Origin of the sequence: Methanosarcina barkeri MS, assembly GCF_000970025.1 — an archaeon.
Lineage (GTDB): Archaea > Halobacteriota > Methanosarcinia > Methanosarcinales > Methanosarcinaceae > Methanosarcina > Methanosarcina barkeri.
Genome location: NZ_CP009528.1, coordinates 2873438 through 2891245 on the forward strand (window position 1 = coordinate 2873438; position 17808 = coordinate 2891245).

At 37.2% G+C, this 17808-nt stretch carries 13 protein-coding genes and 2 pseudogenes; 6 read left to right on the forward strand and 9 right to left on the reverse strand.

What is annotated here, in order from left to right; all coding sequences use genetic code 11:
• Positions 1 to 661 precede the first annotated feature (661 nt).
• The 5 genes from MSBRM_RS11570 to MSBRM_RS11595 form a co-directional block, all read right to left on the reverse strand.
• Positions 662 to 2107 (reverse strand): YncE family protein, encoded by a 1446-nt coding sequence (locus MSBRM_RS11570; protein WP_230629077.1) that lies wholly within the window; start codon positions 2105 to 2107, stop codon positions 662 to 664.
• Between the two features lie 399 nt (positions 2108 to 2506).
• Positions 2507 to 3028: a hypothetical protein gene (locus MSBRM_RS11575; protein WP_048116669.1), complete on the reverse strand. Its 522-nt coding sequence runs from the start codon at positions 3026 to 3028 to the stop codon at positions 2507 to 2509.
• Positions 3029 to 3549: 521 nt separating this feature from the next.
• Positions 3550 to 4695, reverse strand: a complete 1146-nt coding sequence (locus MSBRM_RS11585) for a TIGR04083 family peptide-modifying radical SAM enzyme (RefSeq protein WP_048155797.1) — start codon at positions 4693 to 4695, stop codon at positions 3550 to 3552.
• Between the two features lie 741 nt (positions 4696 to 5436).
• Positions 5437 to 6228, reverse strand: coding sequence for a hypothetical protein (locus MSBRM_RS18895; RefSeq protein ID WP_052712870.1), 792 nt, complete (start codon positions 6226 to 6228; stop codon positions 5437 to 5439).
• 774 nt (positions 6229 to 7002) lie between these two features.
• Positions 7003 to 7410 carry an inorganic diphosphatase gene (locus MSBRM_RS11595; protein ID WP_048155800.1) on the reverse strand — a complete coding sequence of 136 codons (408 nt, stop codon included), beginning with the start codon at positions 7408 to 7410 and terminating at the stop codon, positions 7003 to 7005.
• Positions 7411 to 7579: 169 nt separating this feature from the next.
• Here MSBRM_RS11595 and MSBRM_RS21430 point away from each other — a divergent pair.
• Positions 7580 to 7826: pseudogene (locus MSBRM_RS21430) on the forward strand (IS630-like element ISMma17 family transposase); the annotation flags it as partial.
• A 67-nt stretch (positions 7827 to 7893) separates the two neighbouring features.
• Here the strand turns inward: MSBRM_RS21430 and MSBRM_RS11600 are convergent.
• Positions 7894 to 8112 carry a hypothetical protein gene (locus MSBRM_RS11600; protein ID WP_048157054.1) on the reverse strand — a complete coding sequence of 73 codons (219 nt, stop codon included), beginning with the start codon at positions 8110 to 8112 and terminating at the stop codon, positions 7894 to 7896.
• Positions 8113 to 8271: 159 nt separating this feature from the next.
• On the opposite strand from MSBRM_RS11600, the gene MSBRM_RS11605 reads away from it, so the two are divergent.
• On the forward strand, positions 8272 to 8481 hold the full coding sequence (locus MSBRM_RS11605; protein WP_048116657.1) for a hypothetical protein: 210 nt from the start codon (positions 8272 to 8274) through the stop codon (positions 8479 to 8481).
• Positions 8482 to 8809: 328 nt separating this feature from the next.
• On the opposite strand, the gene MSBRM_RS11610 is transcribed toward MSBRM_RS11605, so the two are convergent.
• Complete coding sequence (locus MSBRM_RS11610) at positions 8810 to 9577, reverse strand: hypothetical protein (RefSeq protein ID WP_048116654.1); 768 nt, start codon at positions 9575 to 9577, stop codon at positions 8810 to 8812.
• 864 nt (positions 9578 to 10441) lie between these two features.
• Between MSBRM_RS11610 and MSBRM_RS11615 the strand changes: the two genes are divergently transcribed.
• Complete coding sequence (locus MSBRM_RS11615) at positions 10442 to 11245, forward strand: hypothetical protein (RefSeq protein WP_048116651.1); 804 nt, start codon at positions 10442 to 10444, stop codon at positions 11243 to 11245.
• A gap of 269 nt (positions 11246 to 11514) precedes the next feature.
• On the opposite strand, the gene MSBRM_RS11620 is transcribed toward MSBRM_RS11615, so the two are convergent.
• Positions 11515 to 11808 carry a hypothetical protein gene (locus MSBRM_RS11620; RefSeq protein WP_048116647.1) on the reverse strand — a complete coding sequence of 98 codons (294 nt, stop codon included), beginning with the start codon at positions 11806 to 11808 and terminating at the stop codon, positions 11515 to 11517.
• 96 nt (positions 11809 to 11904) lie between these two features.
• Here MSBRM_RS11620 and MSBRM_RS11625 point away from each other — a divergent pair, with 96 nt between their 5' ends.
• Both MSBRM_RS11625 and glmM read left to right on the forward strand, forming a co-directional pair.
• Positions 11905 to 12099: a YwbE family protein gene (locus MSBRM_RS11625; protein WP_048116645.1), complete on the forward strand. Its 195-nt coding sequence runs from the start codon at positions 11905 to 11907 to the stop codon at positions 12097 to 12099.
• Positions 12100 to 12377: 278 nt separating this feature from the next.
• Positions 12378 to 13754, forward strand: a complete 1377-nt coding sequence (gene glmM, locus MSBRM_RS11630) for a phosphoglucosamine mutase (RefSeq protein ID WP_048116643.1) — start codon at positions 12378 to 12380, stop codon at positions 13752 to 13754.
• A 159-nt stretch (positions 13755 to 13913) separates the two neighbouring features.
• On the opposite strand, the pseudogene MSBRM_RS11635 reads toward glmM, so the two are convergent.
• Positions 13914 to 14821: pseudogene (locus MSBRM_RS11635) on the reverse strand (aldolase).
• Between the two features lie 510 nt (positions 14822 to 15331).
• Here MSBRM_RS11635 and ppsA point away from each other — a divergent pair.
• Positions 15332 to 17779: a phosphoenolpyruvate synthase gene (gene ppsA / locus MSBRM_RS11640; RefSeq protein WP_048116640.1), complete on the forward strand. Its 2448-nt coding sequence runs from the start codon at positions 15332 to 15334 to the stop codon at positions 17777 to 17779.
• The last annotated feature ends 29 nt before the right edge of the window (positions 17780 to 17808 follow it).

Below are 17808 nucleotides of genomic sequence, written 5' to 3' on the forward strand. Positions count from 1 at the left end.
TCTGCTTACCTTCTTTATTATTGTCGGAAGGCAAGACTAAGTAAACTTTAAATAATTATAAAGTAACCTACTTCTTGCCTTCGGGTATGCAGGGTTCAGGATCGGTCTGCAAACTTCTCCTAACTCTGCATATTTTATCCAGTTTACAACTGGTACATAATTCTTTAAATGTTTTGTTATCGAACTCTCTAACAATTAGCGACTAAATCAAATTGCGTGCGGCCACCCCAACCTAAAGAGGCTGTCCGACAATTATTGGCAGTAATAAAAAAGTGTTAAAAAGAAAGCAAATAAGACCTTTAAATCAAAAAAGAAGGAATTTGTTTATTACCGAAAGTAATTGTCGGACAGCCTGTAAAGGATGGGGTATGCTTCGGGCCGCCCGCCCGGTTTCTGGGGAATAGTTAAGTATCCATTTACAAGACTTTCTTGATGCAGAGTTTCATTACCAACTTCTGTAACCATGAGACTAAGAAACCTACTTTACAAAGAAGCAACGGTACAGAGGTTTAAACGAAACCAAAAAGAGGCGAGGGTTCACTTCATCCTCAATCTAAAGAATGGGGATGAAGTGAACCTCTGCGCTCCCGTAGTAATAAAGGATAGAACTTATGCGGTTGAGGTACAAGTTGCTAGCGACTTCGATTATCTAAGTCTCACATTACTTCTTCCTGAGTTTCTGTCCTGCATACAGGCAGACCAAACCGGCAAATAATCCGAAGCCTGGAATAGAGTTACTTTTGCTCGATTCGTTTCCATCTGAGCCATTAGCACTATCAGACTCAAAATTATTGTTACTATTATCGTTAATACTATTATCGTTAATACTCTCACTGTTTGAATTATTGAATTTGACAGCATTTTTTTCTTCTGATGATGATAAATTCGTTTCTTTAACTCCGAGATCTCCAGTTGCATTTAAAGTCGCCATTGTACTCTGGCCAGTTTCATAAGAGGTTACCTTTATTTTTTGATCAGTCATGTCAGAACTTATAGATGGCCCTATGACAATTCCAGTAGGGCAGTTCATAGTATATTTTCCTGTATTCACAGTTGCTGTAACTTTGTTTGTGGCTGCGTCAATTACAGAGACATTACCTTCGTAGTCACTGGAGTAGACGGCAGAGTTTGCCACATATACCTTTTTTCCATCTGAGGTGACTGCAACTCCAAAAGGAGTTGATCCTACAGATATTGTAGCTGTAACAGTATTTGTTGCTGCGTTAATTACAGAAACATTGTCACTTCGCCAATTTGTCACGTAGACGTTCGTTCCATCGGGACTGACTGCAATATCACTGGGCCCATCCCCTACAGACACATTTCCTATAACATTGTTTATAGCTGTATCAATTATAGAAATAGTGTTGCTGCCTGAATTAATCACATACACCTGATTTCCATCTGGACTGACTGCAATATCAGTCGGATAGTCCCCTACAGGCACAGAGGCTATGATTTTGTTTGTAGTAGCATCAATCACAGAAGTAGTATTGTTGCGATTGTTCGTAGCATAGATTTTTTTTCCATCTGGTGAGAATGCAATGTTATAAGTACTCAGCCCCAAATTAACCGGGTCCATTACAGTGTTTGTGGATGAGCCAATTACTGTGTTAATTACAGAAACATTGTTGCTGTCATCATCCACTCTACTGTAGCGTTTCGTCACATAAACCCTTGACCCTTTTGGGTTAACCGCAACTCCTACTGGATACCCTCCAACATCTACTACTGCATCAACCTTATTTGTCGCTGTGTCAATTACAAAGATATTGGTACTGAATCCTGATGAGTCCGTCACATATACCTTTGTTCCTGCAGGATTGATTGCAGCTTCTCCAGCCCAGCCTTCTACAGGCACCACGGCTGTAAGATTGTCAGTTGCTGTGTCAATTACAAAGACAGTTCCAGTGTCGATTCCTATACTCGTCACATATGCAAATGGAGCTGCACCTACCACTCCCACCAGTACTAAAATCGCAAGTGCCGTTATTCCAAAAGCTCTTATGAGAGTATGTTGTCTACGTACTTTGTTAAGCGTTGTCATAGATGAAAGTGGAATCAAAAAAGCGGTAACCAGTATTGTTGATACAGTTTTACTTTCCATCTTTTATCCCCAAGAAATTTTCGTCTTTCATATAGAGCCATTACCAAAAAGTCTAGACTTAAGATATTTTTCCAAATTTTCTTTAATTTAAGTTAACTTTAGGATATAAAACATATTAAAAGACGAAATAATTTCAAGAGAAAATATAAAAATGGAAAAATTACATTATCCTTTACATAAGGGCCTGTGAGAAAAATCAATAACGACGTATCGTAAAAGTCATAATAGATCTATATACATCCGGTATCGTCCCTATTATGCAAATTACCCATTATAATATAAAAAATTATAAAAAATTATAAAAAATAGAGTGGTTCACAACGCCTATCGAATAGGCTCTTACTTGTTCAACAATTCTTTCCACTGCTATTAACGATGCTTTAGTATGTTGCTTGTAGTTCAGACACTTACAGTTCCATTAGTAGATGTGTGATTCTGAGCTATCTTCTGTTTTCGCAGGAGATCACTGGTTGCAGTCGTGTTTTCCTGAGTTGTATTTTCTGTAGTTGTGTTTGTTCCACTTGATATAATCTTCAGAGTACCCTGATTTGAAACAGCTGGTGTATTATTTTCACTGTTGTTATATACAGTATAAGTTATCTGGTTTGCCTCTGAACTTGGTTCATGCGGAGCTACGTAAGTTGATTTCCTGATTACAGGCTTTGTTATATTTTCAGTTTTTTCAGTGTTATTATCTTCCGTAACAGTTTCGTTGGCATTTTCGGTTACATTTCCAACAGGTGAAGTCGTTGCTGATACTGCTGGAGTGGTCTGGTTTGAAACATCTGAGGTTTCATTCCCTGAAACTTCATTTCCTGAATTTTCGTTTCCCTGATTTGTTGTCTTTTCGGAACAGCCGGCTGCAAAGACAACAGTAGCAACAACAAGAAGCATTGCTACAATTTTTAAATTATTTTCCATTCATAACACCGCTAAAATTATCTTCTTTTTTATTTTAGCTTACATAAAGTCTTCTTTTTTATTTTAGCTTACATAAAGTCTTCTTTTTTATTTTAGCTTATATAAAGTCTTCTTTTTTATTTTAGCTTATATAAAGTTGCAATATTTTTTATGAGATACCTGTTCATGTTTATAAATCTTTTTTGCCCCCTAGTGTCGAGTCAATTATCTAACAACATACAGGTAACATGGATTTCAGGTCCCTAACAGTAAAAGAAAAAAGCACAGGAATAAAACTACAGATCCCTGATATACCGATTGAAAAAAATAATCAAAATACTCGGAAAAGCAAAGTTATTTTTCAGTTGTTCTTTCCTTTAAGTTGCCCTGTATTCGATTTGTTTACTGCTTTTTTTAATTTTTTTCAACAGCTCAAAAATTAAATATATATATAATAGATATATTTTCCAGCTATAGATCTCGAAAATACTGGCAATTAAAAGTGTGATCAGTTCATAGATTCCATATGTTTTGAGTTTTTTTCAGAGTTTCTTAAGCATGAGAGACATTATTCCTGGTTTTGAAGGTTTCATTGCCTGGGGCATAAACATATTGTCCATTCCTGAGGATCCACCGAACATTTCCTCATTGACACGCTTGTTTATTTCATCAAAAATCATCTTGTAGGCGGTGCAGTGAGGATCTACACCCTTAATCTCACCATTCGTGGGCACTATTGCGTTGTACGGGCATCCACCTCTGCAATATTTGATATGGGCGCATTTGTTGCATGCAGTGTCCACATATTCTTTATACCGGTGCATCTGCTTCCAGGCTTCGGACTGGGCAAGGTCTGCCATTGTCGGACGGTCATAAACATTGCCCATAACATATTCAGGCATCCCAACAAAGCGATAACAGGGATATATGTTTCCTTCAGGGCCGACTGCAAAGGTATCTCCCATACAGTCAACATAGGTGCAGACCGTTCCCCTGCCTGTGAATACGCATTTGCACAGCTGATCGATGTTCATAACGTCAATCCGGCCCAGGTTTTCCAGATATTTATCCAGAAGATAGATTAATAATTCTCCGTACTCTTCAGGAGCAAGAGTCCATTTATCAGGATTGTCACCTTTTAAAGAAGGCAGGCAGGGGTGGAGTTTGAGTGTCAATCCTTTCTCAAGATAAAAATTAAAAATTTCTTCCTTTTGTTTTACGGAATGAGAAGTGAAAGTGGTAATGAACCTCACATTAAGCCCATGTTCCCTGGCAATTTCATAGCCTCTCATGGTTTTATCGTAGTATCCTTTTCCCCTCTGCAGGTCATTAAGTTCCTTTGGACCATCCAGGCTGGAACCTATCGGAACCCCGTATTCCGCAAAAATTTCGGCTATCTCAGGGGTCATTTTCCAGAGGTTTGTCTGTATTGCAAACGCGATTTTCCTGGAACTCAAACCTTCAACCAGAAGAGGCAATGCTTCCCGATAAAATTCTGCTCCTGCCAGGAGTGGTTCTCCACCGTGGAAAGTGAAAGTTACAGCATCTCCTCTAAAAGTTTTAAGCCACTCAACCACTTCTTTTATAGTTTCAATACTCATTATCGGGGACTTTTCTTCGGAACTCCAGCAGTAGCTGCAGTTAGCAGGACAACCAAGGGTCGGGATAAGCATCACATGAAAAGGCATTTTAAAGCACCTTTTTTTTAAGCTTCTTTAAATTATTAGTATTTTTCTAAGTTTTACGAGAAAACTAAGATCGAATAACTTTATTATATACTATAGTTATCTAGTTTCTTAGAGCGTGTATTGAAATTAAACTTGATCCTACAACTGGGAGCGGACTCATACATTTGACTAAGAAACGGTAGCATTAAACCGTTAAATGCTTAATATGTAAGTTTAAACCATGATTCTACTTTCGGCGGGTAACATTAAAAATTAAAATATTTTTCCGATGCCATTATTAGGATATGAATCACTATTTATAAAATTTAAAATTTTTAACTTGCGGCTTGACTCTCACTAAATCTATAACCACTAAAATATTATTTTAAAATCTATCCCAAAACCAACTTTACTCTCAAATTAGTAAAACTTCAAAACTATTTTCGTGATTAGAAAATCGGGATCCGACATTAAGAGAAATAATTTTGAGTTTTGGGATCAGCTATTATTAAAGTTTAGTACAAGAAATTAATATTTGGTCATTGTAAGCCTTAAAACTCCACACAATTATTAGATCTTATTTTAAAATCGCCATCATCAAAAATTACTAAAAATTAAATGTCGACCTGCTGAATATAGAATGATGTTTAAAAAGTAGATCTATAGAATTTGTACACTTGATATACAAAAACAATAGCAGCAAACTCATAATTTTCTAAAATTAAAATTACAACAATGACGTTTAACGCACTTGATTTTGCATTATAACAGTGATGTCTGATATAACATTTCAATCGAAAATCCATACTGAGCAGAAAAATCACTGAGCTTTTTAATAATATCTTTAGGAATTATCCCTTTATTAGTGCCTCTGTAGTAAATGGATATATGGCCTCTAAGATTTGAATCTCCCTTATTCAGATACCATTTGATTATCGACGCTCCATATTTTAAAAGTAATTTTTGTGCATAGTCTACAGTAATCTCTGCGTCTTCAAATTCTTCTAAAGCAACGTTTTGAGGTCTTCCTTCATAAAGAGTATAAGCCGTTTCTCTAGGTAATTCGTAAATTGGTTTAATTGATGATTCATTTAATTGTTTCCTCATTGCATCAATTTGCATAATTAAATACTCAAGTTTTTCAGAATCGCCGCTTAATCTTTCTGGTGGTGTTGCAAACGACTTAAAACCAAGGTATTTCCATAATGAATTGCAGTTGCCACTTTTACTGAAACTTTCGTTAATGTGGTTTACTAATCTTTCAATCTCCTGCTTTACAATCCAACTTGATAGATCGTGCGAATATGTATGGTAGTTTATAACAGCAGTATCGAAAGGTACTTTCTCTGTAATGTCATCCTTGACTAAGCAGACAGGCTTATTTAAAGCAGTTCTAATTCCTAATTCAAAAAAGACATTTGGATTATGGATAGACATGTCACATAAGACTAGGTCTGAAGATTCAATGTTAGAAATAATATGACCTTGAATAATTTCTGAACCTTGAGTAATTGGTAAAATTGGTTCAAATCCAGCTTTTTCGATTGCAGGCATAAATAAACACTCCATGACATGTAAGAAATGTTTACTATCATCTTTAAAGTTGGAAACTAATTCTAGAGGAGTGGTAATTGGCATAATAATAAAACATTTTTTATCTGGCATGAAATTGGTTATGACATTAAGTGATATTTAAGCTTACGAAATAATATTTATAAAGGCATGGATTGAGCTATAAACATTATAACCTATTTTGATGTTTGAGTAAACATTACAAAGGTTTGACAGAATCAAGTCAAGTTTTCTTTAGACAATTCAAATTTATCTTTTGCGTGTATTGATTTTTGACATTTTTCATTTTACTTCTAAATAATGTGTCAATGCAATGTGTTTTTTGTAAGAACATAATGTATTAATTAACAGAATCTGTTGAATTAGGTTCTTTTGTAAATGAAGAGTTGATATTGCATTCCATCAAATCTCACATAAGATATTATTTCAATAAGCAATCTCAAATATATTATGAGCTCATCCCAAAACTCGAAATTTGCTTCCTGGGCCTTGTATCTCGAATAATCAATCGAGCTCATGATCATGAAAACAATTCTGAAAATTCCCAACGATTAAGTACTCGTAGCGAAATAACTTAGACACGTTTTTATACTGTACTCAAGTATTTTCGCAAACAAGCTTAACTATTTATTTCAAACATAATTTTATGTTGCATAGGTTATTTCGTTGCGGGCACTAAGAATAAAGTAGCTTTGGGATAGGCTCTATAAAAAGTAAGGATTAGCTAAGTCAAGATTCGCCAGGGGTCCGAGAAGTTCAGCGCAATTTTCGGAATTCAATTCCTTCAAACCTGCACGTTGCAATTCTTCTCTCACGGAAAGCATACAGGAAGATCTTAAAAAGAGCATAAAGCCTGAAGTAATAAGCAAGCAGGACAGGAGAGTGAAATCCGCTGATGTATACGATTTTCTTATCGTCCCTTATCGAATCATCCAGAAATTTTACAATACCGTCAAAAGTGTCCCTTTTAAGTGTACTTCCTCTCGGCATGTGGGGCCCCAGCACTACCACATCTTCTTCCATGCCGTCCGCGCTTTTCGTTCCCTCTACAAAGCCGTAATTGAAAATTGTGAGCAATGGGGAAAAGAAAGCCTTTTCATAGCCTTTTTCGGTTTTATTATATTTCCAGAAACTGTATTTTGGGGTCTCTATAACAATTTTCATGAGAAATAGTCCTGCCAGTGGTTGGAAACGATCTTTTAAGAACTTCCTGTATTTTATCTTTTTCTATATATTCGAGCTTTGATTTTATTCTCCTTTTATACATTTCTACTTATAGTACCCTCTACTTTAATGCAACATTAATATATAAAGTAGATATATTTATATAGTAATATGTTTGAAAATATTTACTACTTCTGATATTGCCACAGCTATATGTCATTCTTGCAACAAAAATGAGCAGATGGACTTCAAGCCGTATTACTGGTTAAAAATAGTTTGAATCCCGCTAAAGTCGCAGGAGATTTTTTAGTTCACCTTTCAATAGTTCATTGTTGGATAAAAAAACTGAAAAATAAGGTTTGTTTAGCCGTAAATGTAAATCTGGTCGAAGATTAAATCCTTTTTTAACAGCAGAAAGTTGGGACTTGCAGTTAAACTGAAAAATCAACAGCATCAGACCATTATATTTGAACATAAACACACTCAATAGCTGAAATTGTTAAGAGTAAACATATTCACTGCACCAACTTTTTTTATATTTACTAAATTTACTCTATAAAACAAATCGACGAACCTCTTAACGCTGCCGGATGAGATCTCAAGTTCATGGGCAAGCTCATTTATGTTCACCGGAGCAGTAGGATGAGAAAGAAACCATCCCAGGATTTTGTTTCCAACAACTTTACTGAATTCGTTGATCATTCAATAGAATGAATGATTATTCAATGTATTAAATGATTATGGACATGATTCTGAGAATAAAATTGCTGGCTGGATTTTTTAATATCTTAGAAATTCTGGCAACCGGAGTTTAAAAAAAATTTAATTTTTAGTTTTTGAACCGCAGAGATGTATAGTTTTTTGGATCCCCGAGTACTCAACGACCGCAAAGCGGGCGGCCTTTCCGAAGAAAAAAAGAAAAAAATTAAATCCAGAAAAGAACCGACCTTCCGCAAATGTCTTCAAAAAAATAACATTTTTCTTGTTATCGTTTTTGGAGAATTATTAGAAAAATCTGCAGTTATCATCTCAACTGAAGCTTCGGAAATGTGTGCTGGAAATTTTCAATGAAGGCAAAAGGTCGAAAATTGTAGGAGATTTCAAAAATATATGTTCAAGCAACTGAAAAGTTTTCAGAAAAAACGATAGCAGAAAAAATTGTGAAAATTAATAGAACATCTGCGGAAAGTGGGAAGAAACAATAGTATCGTTTTTTCTCTATTTTCCCTTTCTCTGCTTTTATTCTCTCAAGTAAAACCTCCGCCGTCTACTAATCCCTACCTTTCCTTCTTGCAATCTTAGTTTCTATCTCAACAGACTTACCGGAAAAACTTATTTAGAATTTGAGATTGAATTCACATATCAAGATCTTCGGCTCTTTTTTCACTTGTTCTACGTATTAATAATAACCTGTAGCACCTTTTATAAATTCTATTCGATTCAATCTCAAAGTTATGAAAAAATACAATCCTAAATTAAAGCAAATGTAAAATAATATTATAAAAGAAATCTGTATCATAAAGACTAATTTTATATTATATTTTAAAAAAATTAAAAATTTAGTAGAAGCTATTGAGGAAAATAAGAAAGAAAGTGATAAATTAAACATACATTCTTGATAACAATAATAATTTTCATCTATATATTTAAACTTATCAAGAGATAGAAATCCCATGTAATAAAACCAACTAGCTTTATTATTTTTCTTATCTTTGAAAAAACATTTTTCCTTCCTCTCAATTTCCTGGCACTTATTTTTTGCCCATCCATAAAAAGGTAACGTAACCACAAATACAATTATGTTTAAAGCAAGTTTTAGGAACCACATTAATATATTTATCAGTTCTTCTATTGAACCTAGTGCATTTTCAATTTGAACCTTCGATTGGTTGTCCGGACAGAAGTTATAATATAATAATTTTATGATCACATGAGATAGAGCATCTATGATGATTCCTGTAATGGTTCCAAAGAAAATAAGACTACCAACTGCCCCTATGAAAGATGCCCAAATGTTATCCTTTTCTTGCAATAAAGAAAATAAGTTACTTATAGGGTCTGAAAACTGTGTATAAAGCATCAAAAAAATACCAATAGAGGCAAATACGCCAGGAAAAGTGTGAGAAATAAGCGTCGAAAAAGATATTTGGGAAGGAATCTCCGCCATTGAAAAAAACTCCTATTTCTATTGCGCATCGAACCCTTATAAGATATCTTCGTACTTTTGATGAATGTATGTCTACTGGCTTTTATATAAGGAAATTAGATATATTTAGATATAAATGTATCATTGGTCAAATTTTAATATATTTAGTAAAGTTATTAAATAAATACTCTTTATTTATAATTTTTAATTCTGGTTCAGAGTATAACTGAGTTGAATTGGATTATATTTAATTAAAAAAGTATTAAAAAAGACAGGACGCAAAAAAGACATTAATATTATCGTTTCTTCCCGCTTTTATCTCTTTTTCTTTATCCTTTCAAGTAAAACCCGACTCAGTACCAAAATCTAGTGATGAATGTAAAATTCAAAATCACTAGATTTTGTAATTGGTCACAATCCTTGTAATACAACTTTGGGGTTGAGGTCTTTAGATATCGAATATTGATTTTAATGAAAACCAGATTTTTCTTGCTAATTCAGATTTTCAATCAAAAAATACAAAAATCACTGGATTTTGGACCAGAGTCCAAAACCCCGCGTTTTCATAATCTCTGCCTTCCTTTCTGGCAATCTCAACCTCTGTTTCTATAAGCTCCCCAGAAAAAACCTTTTTAAGAATGGACTGACATAGTTTTTCTTTTTTCTCTACCGCTTATATCTAAAAAGTAATTTCATAGAGTTACCACTTTTATATGACAAATCAGCAAATATATCGATAAGTTTAGTGCTTCGATTCTCACGTAGATCCATTATTTTGTGAGTAATTTGTTAATCGTATACGGATTTTGAAGTTTGGGTTTATGGATGTAATCTGGAATCGATGCACCAGAAAGTAATAAAAGGAGCATCGGGAAGAAGCATATTATGGACAAAAAAGTCATAATCCTATCAATTGCTTTTGCGGCCATAGCCTGTATTCAGCACTTAATTACAAAAGGCAATATTAATAGGGAAACATTCACGATTGCTATATTAAGTTCAATAATTCTCGCATTTTACTTTACATGGTTTATACCTAAACTCAACCTCAGGAAAAGGGACGCGTACTTTCTGACATGCATTACGCTGTTTGTTGTCGCGAGCCTTAACAACTTCATTGAGGCATACTTCTTCACAGATGTATTCAATACAACTTTTACTCTGGTAGCCGCCATCATAGTTTCGTTATTGACCACCTTAATCCAAACGGCTCTTGCAATCTATATTCTCAAACCTGAAGGCAACATAACTCTGATAAATGACATCCGTGAACACGTAAAAACAAATGACCATTATGTACTGCGTATTATAGCCGCATCCCTTGTCTATTTTCCAGTGTACCTAACATTCGGTCTCATCATATCACCTTTCGTAATCCCCATATACACAAACCCTCAGAATGGCCTTTCAGTCCCCTCTTTCTCACTTATGTTCCCGCTTGAGCTAGTGAGAGGCGCAATATATGCCATTGTCCTTGCAGCAGTTTTTGCCAGCCTGAAAAAGCAGAAGAACCTGAATTTCAAAGTGGCTGCAACTCTACTATTTATTCCAGGCGCCTTCATACCGCTCCTTTCAAGCCTCACACAGGCAAATGCATTCAGCCAGGTCGCTCCATACCACATGTTCGAAATTCTCGGTGATTCCATAGTTTATGGTTATATAATATCCCGAATTTTTCATAAGGTGTAAGCCAGAAATTTGTAATCTCAGCCTCTGTCTCTACAAGTAAATGATTCTGAACATGATTATGAATATGAGTCTGAGCATAAAATTACTGGCTGTATTTTTTAATATCTTAGAAACTCTGGCAACCAGAGTTTAGAAAACATTTAATTTTGAGTTTTTGAACCGCAGATATGTATAGCTTTTTAGGTCCCCGAATACTCAACGACCGCGAAGCGGGCGGCCTTTCCGAAGAAAAAAGGAAGAAATAAATTAAATCCGAAAAAGCAGCAATATTATCGTTTTTTCTTTTTATTCCCTTTCTCTGCTTTTATCCTCTCAAGCAAAACCTCCGCCGTCTCATAATCCCTGCCTTCTCTTCTTGCAATTTCAGCCTCTGTCTCAACAAGTTGACCGGAAAATGCTTTTTCAAGAATGGACTGCCTTAGTTTTTCCGTTTTTTCTCTTGCCGCTGTGACTTTTGCTTCAATCGAATCCGCAAAAGCAAACAGAGCACCAACACACCAGATCATTTCTTGTTTTGTTCGTTTTTCACTAAGAAAAGCCGCTTCGCTCCGCGAGCGGGACAAGAACGACCAGGATACAATAGTAAGGTTGTACTTTTTAAATTCAAATTTATTTTTTCAAACGTACACCTTTATATAACTCCAGATTTACCTTCTGCCATGAACAACGGTACTGTCAGAGCAAATATTAAAGAAGGGCTGAATGTAGGAATTGTTTTAAAAGCAGACCAGAGAACCGGAAAAATTACCCGAGGTATTGTGAAAAGAATTTTAACCAACTCTTCAACTCATCCACACGGAATAAAAGTGCAGTTAACAGATGGTCAGGTTGGAAGAGTCAAGGAAATTTATTGAAAACTACAGGACAAATTATAAGTCTTTGCTTCCCGATATCGAGCTTTCCAATCTCGATATAGAAGTCTCATTTTATAATTTTCTAAGTGCCTTTTTCAAATCGACTTATTGAAGGAGTATATAATGAGTTATTTTATAAGATAATGAGTATAAAAAGTATAGAAAAAATGTAAAAATCTAACTTATGAATTTCTACAAAACATACAAAAACTCATCTAATAGGGATTAACTTTCCAGAACAGTGCAATTTATGCTTAAATCTAGTGGGGGAGATTTAAATGGTATTATTCGGAACAAACGGCGTACGAGGTATCGCCAATGAATATATAACTCCTGAACTGGCAGTCAATTTAGCCAGATGCCTTGGTACATATATGAAGTCTAAAGGCACTGTTGCCATAGGGTGTGACACTCGAATATCGGGCCAGATGCTGAAGTCTGCCGCAATTGCCGGAGCTCTTTCGACAGGCCTGAGTGTAATCGATGTAGGGATAGTCCCTACTCCTGCTATCCTGTATTATGTACGCGACTTCGCAGATGCCGGAATCATTGTAACTGCGTCCCATAATCCCAGACAATATAACGGGATCAAGTTTATTGCAGGAGATGGCTCGGAGTTTTCAAGAGACGCAGAAAAAGATATAGAGAAAATCTATCGTTCCGGAAAATATTCCATTGTATCCTGGGAAAAAACCGGCAGCTTCAGAATCGATCCTGGAGTCAATGAATATTACGTAAGAAATATTATTAAATCTGTAAATGCCGAAGCTATCCGCAGCCATAAGTTCAAAGTGGTTACAGACACAGGCTGTGGAGCAGGTTCCCTTACTCTTCCTTTCCTACTCAAGGAACTGGGCTGTCAGGTCTTAACCCTTGAAGCCCAGCTTGATGGAACATTCCCATGGAGAAATCCCGAACCCTTACCTGAAGCCCTGACCGAACTTACTAATCTTGTAAAAATGACAGGCTCTGATTTGGGAGTAGCTCAAGATGGAGATGCGGATAGAGTAGTATTCGTGGACGAAAATGGGCAGTTCGTAAACGATGACGTTCTGCTTGCTATGATAGCAAAATATATGGTTAAACATGAAAAAGGTCCTTTAGTGACCCCCGTTAGTTCTTCTCAGCGAATGGTCGATGTCGCAGAAGAGGAAGGTGTCGAACTATACTGGACTGCTGTAGGCTCCATAAACGTTGTCCGAAAGATGATGGAAGTAAATGCAGTCTTCGGAGGCGAGGGTAATGGAGGTCTTATCTTCCCCAAACACCAATACTGCAGAGACGGAGCAATGGGTTGTGCCAAGGTCCTTGAAATCCTGGCAAGTGGAAAAAAGCTTTCCGATCTTGAAAAAAGTGTACCTCACTACTTTAACGAAAAGACCAAAGTGCCTGCTAAAAATGAGCATGCTATTATGGAAATCGTGAAAAATAAAGCGTCAGGACTTGGGCACAAAATCGACACATCTGATGGAGTTAAAATATGGTATAAAGACGGCTGGGTTCTGATGCGTCCCTCTGGCACAGAACCAATCTTCCGAATCTTTGCCGAAGCAAAAAATCAGAAAAGAGCAGAGGAACTTATGCAGGAAGGCCTGGACATGATAATAAGAGCAGAGAAAAGGTCTCGACTCGCAAATAAACTTTCTCCAAGCTAATAAGTAATATTTAACGAAACTCTTTCCAAGCTAATAAGTAATGTTTAATGAAATAAAGAAGTATTAAAAACGTAGGCCTAACGGAATAAAGAAAGTGTTAAAACCATAGGCACAACTGATCTTCAGTTCTCAAACTTAGAGTTACTCTTAGAGTTACTCTTATTTTTTGAATTTCAGAGCTTCTTCAACGGTTACATCCTCGATGGTTACGGCATAGATAGCATTACACATGCGGATAGCTTCGTCAAGGGGCTTCTGGTAGATATTTCTTCCTGTTGCCCTTCCCAGTGCTCCAGAGATGTGGATCTGATCATGAAGCTTTTTCAAGAAATCATCAACTTCGTCACTGGCACCGCCTGCACAAACGACTTTAGTACGCCCTGCTGCTTTAATAGCTTCCTTAAAAACCTCAGCAGAATTTACTCCTTCCTTTTCTGGATAGTTAACCTTTGCAAAGTCGGTGCCAAGGCAGGCTCCAACACCCGTTGCGCCAGCGATTAAGTGAGGATCTTTTTCATCTATTACAGCAATGCCACGAGGATAAAGCCAGAGTACTGAGACCATTCCATGCTGGTGGGCATTATAAACCACCTGGACAGCCTGCATAAGCATCTCAGCTTCGAATTCACTGCCAAGATAGACAGTGTAACCTACTCCAAGGATCTTGAGCCCACTACTCTCTTTAAATTTGACTACCTGATCTACATCGTACCAGAGATTGCTAAAAGGATCAGCTTGGGAAGTTTTTACGAGATTGGTTTTCGAATTTATTTTCACAAGATAGGGCACATTTTTGTAGTCCATACCATAACGTGCAATTAACCCGAGCTGGGTTGCAAAAACCCCTATCTTTGCTTTTGATGCTATTTCGAAAAAATGTTCTGGATTGGCAGCGTCTTTAGGTATTCCTTCCCCATAAAAATCATTATTTAAATGTTCTACTTTCTGGTCTCCTGCAAATAGCATTAATTTCCCACTTTCTCGAGTAATCTACATATAGTTTTTCAGGTATGTGCTCTCTCTGTTTTCGGGACATCTAACGGTACTTTTTCGAGATCCATATGCATAAAACCCCAGCTTTTGTGCTCTGGATTTTCTCGTTAACCAGGCAAATCCAATTATATAAATAACAGTATTTTAATGTAATTTTTAGAATAATTATTCAATTGCATTACTTAATTGTATAAATCTTATAACGGGGCAAAATGGGGGTTCATATGAAGGCATCACCGGAAATCAGAAGTTAATGGGTATACCCGCCACTAGTCCTATCCAGAAAAATTTTATAACCTGCTACAACTTTTCGCAGGCAGTAAGAATAACCTGAACGGAATAGGACACTATGATAGACTATTGTAACTTTTAAACATGCCACATTGACTTTTGTATTATTCAAATCAGAACAGGCTGAATAGGAGAAATTCATTTTTATCATCGACGCATAAATTGCAAATGGAGCCTCTTGATTCAAGAATATCATATACGTTTTGGGGGAACGTTCCAAATAAGGTATGAGATCTTAGACACGTTTTGTAATTATTATGAAAATCAAATACTTTTAAGGGGATTTCGGGGAAATGTCTGAGAACAAAAGTAAGTACATACGCTGGTTTGATGAGACTTCGATTGAAGATGTTCCGCTTGTAGGCGGAAAAAATGCCTCTCTTGGAGAGATGTACAGGGAACTCACTCCAAAGGGAGGAAAGATCCCGAATGGTTTTTCAGTTACTGCTGAAGCTTACTGGCATGTCCTCAAAGCCGGCGGGATTCTGGAGAAACTCAAACAAACAATGGAAGGGCTTGACACCTCAGATGTGTCAGAGCTTGCAAAAAGGGGAAAAGCTGCAAGGGACCTGATCCTTGAGGCCGGAATTCCGGATGACCTCTGGCAGGAAATTAAATCCGGGTATGACCGCCTATGTGAGCAGTATGGAGAAAATACCGATGTAGCCGTGCGGAGTTCAGCAACGGCTGAAGACCTTCCAACTGCTTCTTTTGCCGGCCAGCAGGAATCTTTCCTGAACATAAGGGGTTATCCCGCGCTTCGAGATGCCTGCGTACGCTGTATTGCCTCGCTTTTTACTGACAGAGCCATCTCCTATCGGGTAATAAATCATTTTGATCACTTTAAAGTGGCACTATCGATAGGGATAATGAAAATGGTCAGATCTGATCTGGCTTCCAGCGGAGTTATATTTACTCTTGATACGGAAACCGGATTCAGGGACGTAGTTTTCATTACAGGTTCTTACGGGCTTGGAGAAAATATCGTGCAGGGACAGGTTAATCCGGATGAGTTCTACGTTTTCAAGCCAACTTTCAGGAAAGGATATAAGCCGATTATCGAGAAGAATTTAGGTGATAAAGAAATTAAGATGATCTATGGGCAAGGCGGCTCCAAAATGCTTACCCGAAATGTAAACGTTCCTGAGACTGATAGACGTCGTTTCTGTCTCAGTGACGAAGAAGTGCTTAAACTTGCATGGTATGCTATTACCATTGAAGATTATTACTCAAATAAATATAAGAAATTCATGCCCATGGATATCGAATGGGCAAAGGATGGGGCTACAGGTGAACTCTTTGTAGTGCAGGCAAGACCAGAAACTGTACAATCTCAGAAAAGCAGAGACATTCTGGAAACTTATGTGCTCGAAAAGAAATCTAATGTCCTTGCAAAAGGTAAGAGCATAGGAGACAAAATTGCTGCTGGAAAAGCGCATGTAATCCCTAATGTTTCAGATCTGCCTTCTTTTAAACAGGGAGAAATTCTGATTGCTGATTCCACAACTCCGGACTGGGAGCCTGTGATGAAAATAGCGGCTGCAATTGTTACGAACCAGGGAGGTAGAACTTCCCATGCTGCAATTGTTAGCCGGGAACTTGGAATTCCGGCAGTTGTAGGGACAGTAAACGCAACAGAAGTTCTCAAGGCAGGTAAGGAAATTACCGTAAGTTGTGCGGAAGGTGAAGATGGACTTGTGTATGAGGGAATTCTTCCTTTCCACAAAGATACATTGAGCCTTAAAGACACAAGACGCCCTAAAACCGCAATTATGATGAACCTTGGAAATCCTGATGAGGCGTTTAGCCTTTCCATGATCCCAAACGATGGAATCGGGCTTGCAAGGCAGGAATTCATCATCTCAAACTATATCAAGATCCATCCAATGGCTCTAGTGCATCCTGAAAAGGTCAAAGACTCTAAAGTCCTTCAGGAAATCGAGGAACTTACCCAAAACTCCGATAACAAAGAAGAATATTTCGTAGATAAGCTTGCTCAGGGCGTCGGAACCATTGCTGCTTCTTTTTATCCCAAGGATGTTGTAGTCCGTACAAGTGACTTCAAAAGCAATGAGTATGCAAGCCTGCTTGGGGGCAGCTACTTTGAGATAGATGAAAATAATCCAATGCTGGGTTTCAGGGGAGCTTCCAGGTACTTTAATGAGCGTTACAGGGAAGGTTTTGCCCTTGAATGCAGGGCTCTGAAAAAAGTCAGGGAAGAGATGGGGCTTAAAAACCTCATTATTATGATTCCCTTCTGCAGGACAGTTGAAGAAGCTAAAAAAGTAATTGCCGAAATGGAGAAAAACGGGCTAAAGCGAGGAGAAAATGAGTTGCAGATCTATGTTATGTGTGAGATTCCAAATAATGTCCTTCAAATTGACGAATTCAGTGAATATTTCGATGGTTTCTCCATAGGCTCAAATGACCTGACCCAGCTAACCCTCGGAGTTGACAGAGACTCTGAAATTCTTACTGCAGAATTCGATGAAAGGGACCCAGGTGTTATAAAAATAATGGCAATGGCCGTACAGGGGGCAAAGCAGAATAGAAGGCATAGCGGGATCTGTGGACAGGCACCCAGTGACTATCCAGAAATTGCAGAGTTCCTGGTAAAACAGGGGATAGATTCTATTTCACTTAATCCGGATTCGGTTATGAAAGTCACCCTTAAAGTTCTGGAAACGGAAAAGTGGCTGGGAGGTAAAAAAGAAGCGGAAAAAATAACTAGTGCCCATTAAGGAGAAGGTCTGTCCAAAAAGTGTTATGG

Bases quoted from the DNA above. Each gene is read 5' to 3' on its own strand.
- MSBRM_RS11570 (WP_230629077.1), bottom strand. From the start codon at position 2,107: ATGGAAAGTAAAACTGTATCAACAATACTGGTTACCGCTTTTTTGATT.
- MSBRM_RS11575 (WP_048116669.1), bottom strand. From the start codon at position 3,028: ATGGAAAATAATTTAAAAATTGTAGCAATGCTTCTTGTTGTTGCTACT.
- MSBRM_RS11585 (WP_048155797.1), bottom strand. From the start codon at position 4,695: ATGCCTTTTCATGTGATGCTTATCCCGACCCTTGGTTGTCCTGCTAAC.
- MSBRM_RS18895 (WP_052712870.1), bottom strand. From the start codon at position 6,228: ATGCCTGCAATCGAAAAAGCTGGATTTGAACCAATTTTACCAATTACT.
- MSBRM_RS11595 (WP_048155800.1), bottom strand. From the start codon at position 7,410: ATGAAAATTGTTATAGAGACCCCAAAATACAGTTTCTGGAAATATAAT.
- MSBRM_RS11600 (WP_048157054.1), bottom strand. From the start codon at position 8,112: ATGATCAACGAATTCAGTAAAGTTGTTGGAAACAAAATCCTGGGATGG.
- MSBRM_RS11610 (WP_048116654.1), bottom strand. From the start codon at position 9,577: ATGGCGGAGATTCCTTCCCAAATATCTTTTTCGACGCTTATTTCTCAC.
- MSBRM_RS11615 (WP_048116651.1), top strand. From the start codon at position 10,442: ATGGACAAAAAAGTCATAATCCTATCAATTGCTTTTGCGGCCATAGCC.
- MSBRM_RS11625 (WP_048116645.1), top strand. From the start codon at position 11,905: ATGAACAACGGTACTGTCAGAGCAAATATTAAAGAAGGGCTGAATGTA.
- glmM (WP_048116643.1), top strand. From the start codon at position 12,378: ATGGTATTATTCGGAACAAACGGCGTACGAGGTATCGCCAATGAATAT.
- ppsA (WP_048116640.1), top strand. From the start codon at position 15,332: ATGTCTGAGAACAAAAGTAAGTACATACGCTGGTTTGATGAGACTTCG.